This window comes from Nitrosomonas marina, from assembly GCF_900111605.1.
Lineage (GTDB): Bacteria > Pseudomonadota > Gammaproteobacteria > Burkholderiales > Nitrosomonadaceae > Nitrosomonas > Nitrosomonas marina_A.
Map to the genome: position 1 here is coordinate 1 of NZ_FOIA01000053.1, position 9915 is coordinate 9915.

The following is a 9915-nucleotide window of genomic DNA, read 5'->3' on the forward strand; positions in this document are numbered from 1 at the left end:
TCAGGGCCACGATTGGTCCTGTGGTCGGGCTGTTGCTGACAGTATTGATTGGTTACAAGCTCTTCAGGTCCAAGCGATTCAAAGACTGGCTGGCTACAAGAAGAAAAAAAACAACATTGTAAACAAAATTAAGCGATAAAGATTTATAATCATCCTTTTTGCAGGGGAACACGATGAGTTTCAAAATGATAAAAAAATTTTTAGTATCTGTAGTAGTAGCATCTGGTATTATTTTTTCGGGACAGCTCTACGCTCACGGTGGATTGTCGCTGGAAGATGATTTGTGCGTTCTGACAGTTGGACCTTACAGGATTCACTTTACAGGTTATCAGCCAATGTCTCAGGAGCAGGAATTTTGTGAGGATATTCCAGAGATTGGCAAAACTGTTGTCGCTTTGGATTATATCAATGATGAACTTCGTCCATTTGCGACAGAAGTGCGGATTGTGCGCAGTGCGACCCCCCTTAATATCACTACCAGTACCACACCAAAGGATCTGGAAAAGGTATCGGATGAGGATTTAGAGAACATGACAATCTATCACCTGCCGCCTGAAGTATATCCGAATGCCACCATTCTGGTTGAGCATTCATTTCAAGAGAAAGGGATGTTTGCGGGTGTGGTGACTGTAAAGGGTAATGATCAGGAATGGGTTTCGGTTTTTCCATTCGCAGTTGGTCAAGGACTGCCAATTAATTGGTTTACGGATGTGTTGCCGTACGTTGCGCTTGTTGCTTTCGCAGCATTCTTTTTCTTGCGTAGCCGTAAAAAACCAAAAGAGGAAGGAACAGCAGCCTGACACAGGCAATTAATTCAGAAACAGGATTTGGTTGTCCTGGCGATAGCATTAGACAAGTTCTATTTCTATCTGTTGAAATACTGGAAACACGGCAGATACTGCCGTGTTTTTTTTTTGAGTTACGTATGCTGAAATTTGTGAAAATTTTGCCATTCAATAGGAAAAATTCATTTTGTCAATTTGGGGTATGAGAATCAAGGAATGCTATGGTCAGTAAGAAAGCAGTTTTCCAAAATAAAGATGGAGACTTATTATCGGGGTTGCTGGAAATACCCGATCATCAAACGAAGAGCTATGCAATTTTTGCACACTGCTTTACCTGCTCAAAAAACAGCCGGGCAGCAGGTTTTGTTGCGCGCGCACTGGCACAGCTGGGAATAGCAGTATTAAGATTTGATTTCACAGGTTTAGGAAACAGTAGCGGTGAATTCTCAAACACAAATTTTTCTTCGAATATTCAGGATCTAATTGCGGCCGCAGAATTTCTGGAAGCTAAATTCTCGGCACCCAGTTTATTGATAGGGCATAGTCTTGGTGGTGCCGCAGTTCTGGCTGCGGCGCAACAAATACAATCAGTTAAAGCGGTTGTCACCATTGCAGCACCAGCCACAGCATCGCATGTCAAAGGACTGTTCGTAGAATCTCATCAGGAAATTATGGAGAACAATACAGCGTGTGTTCAATTGGGCGGACGCAGCTTCACCATAAAAAAGCAGTTTGTAGAAGATTTGGAGAAATATAATTCGCTGGAGCATATTCAGAAGCTTAATAAAGCTTTACTGATCTTTCATTCCCCACTCGACAGCGTGGTGTCGATTGATGAAGCAGCGCGTATTTATAGCGCAGCCAGGCATCCCAAAAGTTTTGTTTCACTTGATCGTGCCGATCATTTGCTGTCCCGATCGGAAGATGCGCATTATGTCGCAACCGTACTGTCGGCCTGGGCCGGTCAATATCTGGATGGGTTCAATACAGAAGATCCCGGTTCAGTAGCGACTGAGCCTACCCTGAAAGAAGGTACTGTTATCGTTAAAGAGATTGACCAGAAATTCACGCGGGAAATTATTACTGCGAATCATCGCTTAATCAGTGACGAGCCGGTACGTGTAGGCGGTGCGGATCAAGGCGTCAATCCTTACGAACTGTTGCTGGCCGCGTTGGGAAGTTGTACGTCGATGACGCTGCGAATGTACGCCAATCATAAAAAAATAGATGTTCAGGCCATTGAAGTCATGTTGCAGCATAGCCGTGTGCATACGGATGATTGTGCAGCATGTGAAGAACAGGAAGCGCTGGTGGACAAAATCACCCGGACCATAAGGCTGACAGGCCAGTTGGATGACCAGCAGCGATCACGCATGCTCGAAATCGCAAATCGATGCCCGGTTCATAAAACCCTGGAAAATCAGATTTATATAGAAACAAGGCAGGCTGATTGAATGGTATGCAAAAAGCAGACAAGAAAAACACTCCGGAAAAATACCGGCTTGATAAATGGTTATTTGCAGCGCGTTTTTTTAAAACGCGCTCCCTCGCCGCAGAGGCCATCGAACGCGGCCGAATTCACCTGAACGGGGCTCGTGCCAAGCCTGCGAAAACACTGGTTGTGGGCGATATGATGACAATCCAGATCGGTAGCTACAAGTACGAAATCAAGGTATTGGGGCTAAGCAATAAGCGAGGCTCGGCCGTAATCGCGCAACAGCTGTATAGCGAAACAGAAGAGAGTCGCCAGCAGCGTGAGGTCATAGCTGAACGTATCAAAGTACAACCCAGACCTTTTTTTACAAAAGGGCGTCCCACAAAACGAGACCGCCGCAAGATAATGCGTTTGAAGGATCATCTATGACTGGAATGTGTAAGTGTAGTACAAAGACATGATGAAACATTAGTTGTAGCCGCATTCTGGGAGGCACTCAGATAAAGGCTCATCCGGGAGTATTCAAGTGTATTTCTTTGTTCCAGGAATCACTACTGTCCCGTTTAGGGGTTTACTCGTTGCAATTATTAAACAAACAATTCTCATGTCCCAGGCAAATCTTAATGTTTAATTTTTATTTTATTTCAATAAGTTATAACAGCATTGGCTTCAAGTTAACGGGACAGCAGTGTCCAGGAATATACTATATCTACCTCAAGAACAAGTTCATCGTTTTCTGTTGGCTGTAAAATAATTTTGTCTTCGTATCATCCATCCCAAAAGGTTCCGCCAGATTTAATGACATAATTTTGCATGCGGCCTTCACGAATTGCATGCAGAAAGAAAACGCTCCAATAAGAATAGGTTTTCCTGAACTAATTGGCCCTATAAATACATTACTATCTTCAGGCTGTAATTTCTTAATGAGACGAGATATTGCTGGAATATAAACCGTTCACTTGCTTAGTAAATTTTACCGGCTAATCGGCCTATACCGTATCCGTTTCGGTTTCGCACCTTCTTCGCCCAGGCGTTTGACCTTGTCGGCTTCGTATTCGTGGTAATTGCCGTTGAAGAACGTCCATTGCGAATCACCTTCGGCAGCGAGGATATGCGTAGCGATCCGGTCAAGGAACCAGCGGTCATGCGAGATGACGAGCACGCAGCCGGCGAATTCGAGCAATGCGTCTTCAAGTGCGCGCAGGGTTTCCACGTCGAGATCGTTTGACGGCTCGTCAAGCAGCAACACGTTGCCGCCCGCTATCAGCGTTTGCGCGAGGTGCAATCGGCCGCGCTCGCCGCCGGAGAGTTGGCCGACGATTTTCTGTTGGTCACTGCCCTTGAAGTTGAAGCGCCCGAGGTACGCGCGTGCCGGGGTGGTGTATTTACCGACTGCCAGCAGATCGTTGCCACCGGATATGGCGTCGAATACGGTTTTGTCGTTCTCGAGGGAGTCGCGTGCCTGGTCGACATGCGCGATGTTGACGGTCGGCCCGATTTTGACTTCACCTGAATCAGTGTGTTCTTTTCCCGTTATGAGCTTGAATAGCGTTGATTTGCCTGCGCCGTTCGGGCCGATAATGCCGACAATTGCGCCGGGTGGAATCTGGAAACTCAGGTTGTCGATCAATAGCCGATCTCCGTAGGCTTTGGATACGTCCTTGAATTCGATCACTTCGTTGCCGAGTCGATCGCCGACCGGAATGAAAATTTCCTGTGTTTCATTGCGTTTCTGGTATTCCTGCGAAGTGAGCTCCTCGAAGCGGGACAAGCGCGCCTTGGATTTGGCCTGGCGGCCCTTGGGATTTTGTCGCACCCATTCGAGTTCCTTTTTCATCGCTTTCATATGCGCGTCGATCTGCTTGCTTTCCTGTTCCAGCCGCGCTTCTTTCTGTTCGAGCCAACTGGAATAGTTACCCTTCCAAGGAATACCATGCCCACGATCAAGCTCGAGTATCCATTCGGCGGCGTTGTCGAGAAAGTAGCGGTCGTGAGTAACGGCGACAACTGTGCCGGGAAAACGTACCAGAAACTGTTCGAGCCATTCGACCGATTCGGCGTCGAGGTGGTTGGTGGGTTCGTCCAGCAACAGCATGTCCGGCTTTTCGAGCAGCAGCTTGCACAAGGCAACGCGGCGTCTTTCACCACCGGACAGATTTTTTACGACTGCATCCCACGCAGGGAGTCGTAACGCATCCGCGGCGATTTCCATCTGGTTCTCGGTATCGCTGCCCGCATTAGCGAGTATTGCCTCAAGCCGTGCCTGTTCTTCGGCCAATGCATCAAAATCAGCACCCTCTTCGGCATATGCTGCGTATACAGCATCGAGTTTTTGTTGTGCCTCAATGACTTCTCCCATACCGGCCTCAACCACCTCGCGCACGGTATGGTCAGGGTTCAGTTGCGGTTCTTGGGGTAGATAGCCGATTTGAACACCGGGAAGTCGCTGTACTTCGCCGTCGAATTCAGTATCCACTCCTGCCATGATGCGCAACACGGTGGACTTGCCCGAGCCGTTCAAACCCAGCAGGCCGATTTTGGCGCCGGGGAAAAAACTCAGTGATATATCCTTGATAATTTGACGTTTTGGTGGAACGATTTTGCTCACGTGGAGCATTGACATGACATATTGGGCCATTATTTAGATTTACCGATTGAAGTTTGAAAACGATTTATGTTCAAAGGAACAGAGTTTAACGCAGCTCTTTCGGCATTGAAAGCGCGCGATTCAGTCTAAACTGTGATTAACGGTTGTCGACTCTTTTGATGGATATAAGCTTGCGGTTCTCGTCGACAACCAGTTCAAACAAGCCTTGCACACCATTTGCCTGGACCAAGGAGCGCAGGACATTTGCAGGGAAACGGACGGTGCGTCCGTCTTTCGTTTTGGCCACGACCGTACTCGCATGTCCTTCGTAGTATTGGATAAGCTGCTGCGGAGAAATACTGAGAACAACATGCAGTCGTGCATACATACTATTGGTAGTGTAAAGAAATCAGGTCGCTTTTGGTGCAAACATGATAATCGCCATGCCTGTCAGCGCGACAAATGCACCGATCAAATCCCAGGCGGTGGGCCTGATACCATCAACCGTCCATAGCCAGAAAATGGCGCAAAAGATATAGACGCCGCCGTAGGCCGCGTAAACACGGCCTGCCGCTGTTGGATGCAGTGTCAACAGCCACGCAAATGCGGCCAAACTCAAACCGGCAGGAATCAGCAACCATGCGCTTTTTCCCTGTGTCAGCCACAGATAGGTCAGGTAGCAGCCGAGAATTTCCATGATTGCCGTGATAAAAAAAAGCGCGGTCGTTTTGATGAAAATCATAATTTTTGTTCAATCGCAGTGTTTGTGTTTTATCGGCGCGGTATCGACCGTAATTTTCTGGATACTTTGCGACCAGAATATATTAGGGGTATGATTTCAAATATCAGGGTGAGTTATGTTTTCATGAAGTTGTGAATTGTGTTTTTGAGAACGGGTAATTTGCCATGGAAAAAATGTTCTGCACCTGGAATGACGACAATTGGTAAAGTATGCGGTGTTGCCCAGTCAAGAATTGTGTGTAATGGAGTTATTTCGTCCTGATCGCCATGAATGATCAATATTTGCTCGATACCGCTGTATGAAAATACTGTGCCAGCGGTGCGTATTGATGGTGCGACCAAAACAAGTGATTGCGGGTGCAGCCGTTCAACAGCGCGTAATTGTACACCGCCACCAAATGAAAAACCGGCAAGCAATAATGGCTTATCATGCAAATGATGGTCGAATTGGTGCTGTATGGTTTGTGTGACGGTGACTATATCTTCGGTTTCACCAATGCCTTCATCAAAGCTGCCTTCGCTTTTACCCACACCGCGAAAATTGAATTTGACAGCAATAAATCCGAGTTCAAGTATGCTGTTAAACAGTGTGTAGACCACCTTGTTATCCATTGTTCCGCCATGCAACGGGTGAGGGTGTGCAACGACAGCGATGCCTTTAGGCGATTCCTTGGGCTCGGCCAGAATCGTTTCCAACCTGCCTGACGGACCGTCGATAAAAAATTTATGCAAGATAATGCCAGCCAAAAATTGATCAGTTAAATCGTAAGGCGCTCAACAATTCGACCATTGATCAGGTGTTCGTCGATAATTTCGTCGATATCAGCTTTGTCTATGTAGGTATACCACACCTCATCAGGATAAACCACGAGAACAGGGCCTTCGTCACAGCGGTCCAGACAGCCGGCATTGTTGATGCGTATCTTGCTTTTGCCATTTAATCGTAATGATTTGATCCGGTCTTTGGCATAATCGCGCATTTCCTGCGCATTCATGTTATTACAGCATACTGCAGAACCTTCTCGCTGATTGACGCAGAAAAATACATGATATTGATAATAACTCATAGCGATTCCCGGTTTTAATCCAAACAGCGCTGATTATACGGTGTGCGCCATGACATTTTCAAAACAAACTGACATCTGACTGCACAAGCAACGAAGTCCCTCTTAATTGATGCGCAGCATACACTGCGCATCAATTGGTCAGGATGTCAAAAGTCGTGTCAGATCATATTACCTATCATGTAAGTTAAGTGACTAGTTATTGACCGACACGTTTCGGGAAAATGAAATCCCTCTGTTACCGGCAGCATCAAATGCATGCGCCTGCAGATAGCCGGCACCGTTGCTGGTTTGCGTCGTGTCCCAGTTGATTGTGAATGGTGCCTTTGTACTGGAACCGACCTGAACGCCGTTGGCATAAAGATCGACGCGTGCAATGCCAATATTGTCCCAGGTTTCAAACTCAATCGGTATGGTGCCCGATACTTCTGTACCCGGCGGCGGCGTTGCAACGGTGACGATCGGTTTTTCAGTATCGCCTGAGTGGTTGTCTACGGTAACAACCACGTTGGCAGAAGCGCCCTGGTTGCCGGCTGCATCAAAAGCCAGCGCGGACAGGGTGTAGTCGCCGTCTATGACCGACGCCGAATCCAGCGTAAAGGTAAACGGCGCTTGCGTATTTCTGCCGTGAAGTTCGCCGTTGACATACAGCTCCACTGCGACGACACCTGTATTGTCGGAATAGTTAAACGTTACAGGAAAGACACCTGCAACTGCGCCCGGTGCCGGAGAAGCGATGCCGATGACAGGCGCAACATTGTCAGGTGCAGGTGCGGGTGGTGCAGTGTTGTTGACGGAAACATTTCTCGAGAATGAGACAGCCGTATTGCCGGCCGCGTCGAATGCATGCGCCTGCAGATAGCCTGCACCGTTGCTGGTTTGCGTCGTGTCCCAGTTGATAGTGAATGGTGCCTTTGTACTGGAGCCGACCTGAGCACCATTGACGTAGAGATCGACACGCACTACACCTATGTTGTCCCAGGTTTCAAACTCAACCGGTATGGTACCCGATACTTCGGTACCCGGCGGCGGCGATGCGACGGTGACGATCGGTTTCTCAGTATCGCCGGAGTGGTTTCCTACGGTAACCACTACGTTGGCAGAGGCGCCCTGATTGCCGGCTGCATCAAAGGCCAGTGCTGACAGGGCATAATCGCCGTCAGCGACGGATGCCGAATCTAGCGTAAAGGTGAACGGCGCCTGCGTATTTCTGCCGTGAAGTTCGCCGTTGACATACAGCTCCACTGCGACGACACCTGTATTGTCGGAATAGTTAAACGTTACAGGAAAGACACCTGCAACTGCGCCCGGTGCCGGAGAAGCGATGCCGATGACAGGCGCAACAGTGTCAGGCGCAGGCGCCGGTGGTGCGGTGTCGGTATTGTTGACAGAAACATTTCTGGAAAACGAGACTGCCTTATTGCCGGCCGCATCAAATGCGTGCGCCTGCAGGTAGCCGGCGCCATTGCCGGTTTGCGTTGTGTCCCAGTTAATGATGAAAGGTGCCTTCGTGCTGGAGCCGACCTGAACACCGTTAGCATAGAGATCAATACGCACAACACCTATATTGTCCCAAGTTTCAAATTCAACCGGTATGGTGCCCGATACTTCGGTACCCGGCGGCGGCGATGCGACGGTGACAATCGGTTTCTCAGTATCGCCGGAGTGGTTTCCTACGGTAACCACTACGTTGGCAGAAGCGCCCTGGTTGCCGGCTGCATCAAAAGCCAGCGCGGACAGGGTGTGGTCGCCATCAATGACCGACGCCGAGTCCAGCGTAAAGGTGAACGGCGCCTGTGTATTTCTGCCGTAAAGTTCGCCGTTGACATACAGCTCCACTGCGACGACACCTGTATTGTCGGAATAGTTAAACGTTACAGGAAAAACACCTGTAACAGCGCCCGGTGCCGGAGAAGCGATGCCGATGACAGGCGCAACAGTGTCGGGCGCAGGCGCCGGTGGTGCGGTGTCGGTATTGTTGACAGAAACATTTCTGGAAAACGAGACTGCCTTATTGCCGGCCGCATCAAATGCGTGTGCCTGCAGATAGCCTGTACCGTTGCTGGTCTGAGTGCTATTCCAGTTGATGGTGAACGGTTTCTGCGTACTGGAGCCGACCTGGACGCCGTTGGCATAGAGATCGACACGCACAACACCTATATTGTCATAGGTTTCAAATTCAACGGGTATGGTGCCCGATACTTCGGTGCCTGGGGGAGGCGAGGCGACCGTGACGATGGGTGCCTCCGTATCTGATCCGGCTGGCGGTGTGCCTGATGAATCTGAACCAGAACCAGAACCGGAGCCTGACCCACCGCCTGACGATCCACCGGTGGTGTTGTTGATTGATATATTTCTGAAAAAGGACAAATCGTCATTGCCAGCGTGATCGAATGCCTGAGCCTGCAGATAACCGGTGCCGTTGTTGTTCAGTGTCGTATCCCAGTTAATGGTAAAAGGCGCTTGTGTACTCGAACCGACCAGCACGCCGTTGGCATAGAGATCGACGCGAGCGATGCCTACATTGTCATAGGTTTCAAATTCAACCGGTACGGTCCCCGAAACCTGGGTGCCAGGCGACGGAGAATAGATTGTAACGATAGGCGCTTCCGTGTCTGATCCGGCTGGCGGTGTGCCTGATGAATCTGAACCAGAACCAGAACCAGAACCAGAACCAGAACCAGAACCAGAACCAGAATCATCGCCTGATGATCCACCGGTGGTGTTGTTGATTGATATATTTCTGAAAAAGGACAAATCGTCATTGCCAGCGTGATCGAATGCCTGAGCCTGCAGATAACCGGTGCCGTTGTTGTTCAGTGTCGTATCCCAGTTAATGGTAAAAGGCGCTTGTGTACTCGAACCGACCAGTACACCGTTGGCATAGAGATCAACACGTGCGATACCCTCGTTATCATAAGTTTCAAATTCGACTGGTACGATACCTGACAATTCACTGCCCGCAGCAGGTGAGAAAATGGTAATAATTGGCGCTTCATTATCATTTGTCGGTGTCTCACCGCCCGTGCCACCTGTATTGGTGCCGTTGTTGACGGTAATTGCAATACCGACTGAGCTTTGATTGCCTGCTGCATCCAGCGCTACCGCGCTGAGCGTGTTATGGCCGTCATCCGTGACGGTCGTATCCAGCGAAAAGGTAAAAGGTTCCTGAGTGCTTTGACCGTAGTGCTGCCCGTTTACATACAGATCGACGGATACGACACCCACGTTGTCGGAGTAGCTGACTTCGACAGGAACAACGCCGGAAACGACGCTGTCACTGCCCGGGCTGGTAATGGTAAT

9 protein-coding genes are annotated in these 9915 nt (G+C 49.1%); 3 read left to right on the forward strand and 6 right to left on the reverse strand.

The window, feature by feature from the left end; genetic code table 11:
- Positions 1-173 precede the first annotated feature (173 nt).
- The 3 genes from BMY62_RS15140 to BMY62_RS15150 all read left to right on the forward strand — a co-directional run bounded on the left by BMY62_RS15140 (position 174) and on the right by BMY62_RS15150 (position 2649).
- The gene (locus tag BMY62_RS15140) at positions 174-800 is read left to right on the forward strand and encodes a hypothetical protein (protein WP_090661899.1); all 627 of its coding nucleotides are present in this window, start codon (positions 174-176) and stop codon (positions 798-800) included.
- 206 nt (positions 801-1006) lie between these two features.
- Entirely contained in the window at positions 1007-2239 is a 1233-nt protein-coding gene (locus BMY62_RS15145; protein ID WP_090661902.1) for a bifunctional alpha/beta hydrolase/OsmC family protein, read from the forward strand.
- A gap of 5 nt (positions 2240-2244) precedes the next feature.
- Positions 2245-2649: an RNA-binding S4 domain-containing protein gene (locus tag BMY62_RS15150; RefSeq protein ID WP_090661927.1), complete on the forward strand. Its 405-nt coding sequence runs from the start codon at positions 2245-2247 to the stop codon at positions 2647-2649.
- Positions 2650-3193: 544 nt separating this feature from the next.
- Here BMY62_RS15150 and ettA read toward each other — a convergent pair.
- The 6 genes from ettA to BMY62_RS15180 form a co-directional block, all read right to left on the reverse strand.
- On the reverse strand, positions 3194-4858 hold the full coding sequence (ettA, locus tag BMY62_RS15155; protein ID WP_090661905.1) for an energy-dependent translational throttle protein EttA: 1665 nt from the start codon (positions 4856-4858) through the stop codon (positions 3194-3196).
- A gap of 106 nt (positions 4859-4964) precedes the next feature.
- The gene (locus BMY62_RS15160) at positions 4965-5195 is read right to left on the reverse strand and encodes a DUF2835 domain-containing protein (RefSeq protein WP_090661913.1); all 231 of its coding nucleotides are present in this window, start codon (positions 5193-5195) and stop codon (positions 4965-4967) included.
- 21 nt (positions 5196-5216) lie between these two features.
- Positions 5217-5549, reverse strand: a complete 333-nt coding sequence (locus tag BMY62_RS15165) for a YnfA family protein (RefSeq protein ID WP_090661918.1) — start codon at positions 5547-5549, stop codon at positions 5217-5219.
- Between the two features lie 113 nt (positions 5550-5662).
- Positions 5663-6280 carry an alpha/beta hydrolase gene (locus BMY62_RS15170; RefSeq protein ID WP_256207662.1) on the reverse strand — a complete coding sequence of 206 codons (618 nt, stop codon included), beginning with the start codon at positions 6278-6280 and terminating at the stop codon, positions 5663-5665.
- Positions 6281-6306: 26 nt separating this feature from the next.
- Positions 6307-6615, reverse strand: a complete 309-nt coding sequence (locus BMY62_RS15175; protein ID WP_090661922.1) for a (2Fe-2S) ferredoxin domain-containing protein — start codon at positions 6613-6615, stop codon at positions 6307-6309.
- A 192-nt stretch (positions 6616-6807) separates the two neighbouring features.
- The coding region (locus BMY62_RS15180) for an Ig-like domain-containing protein (RefSeq protein ID WP_143058841.1) at positions 6808-9915 on the reverse strand (3108 nt) is incomplete at its 5' end.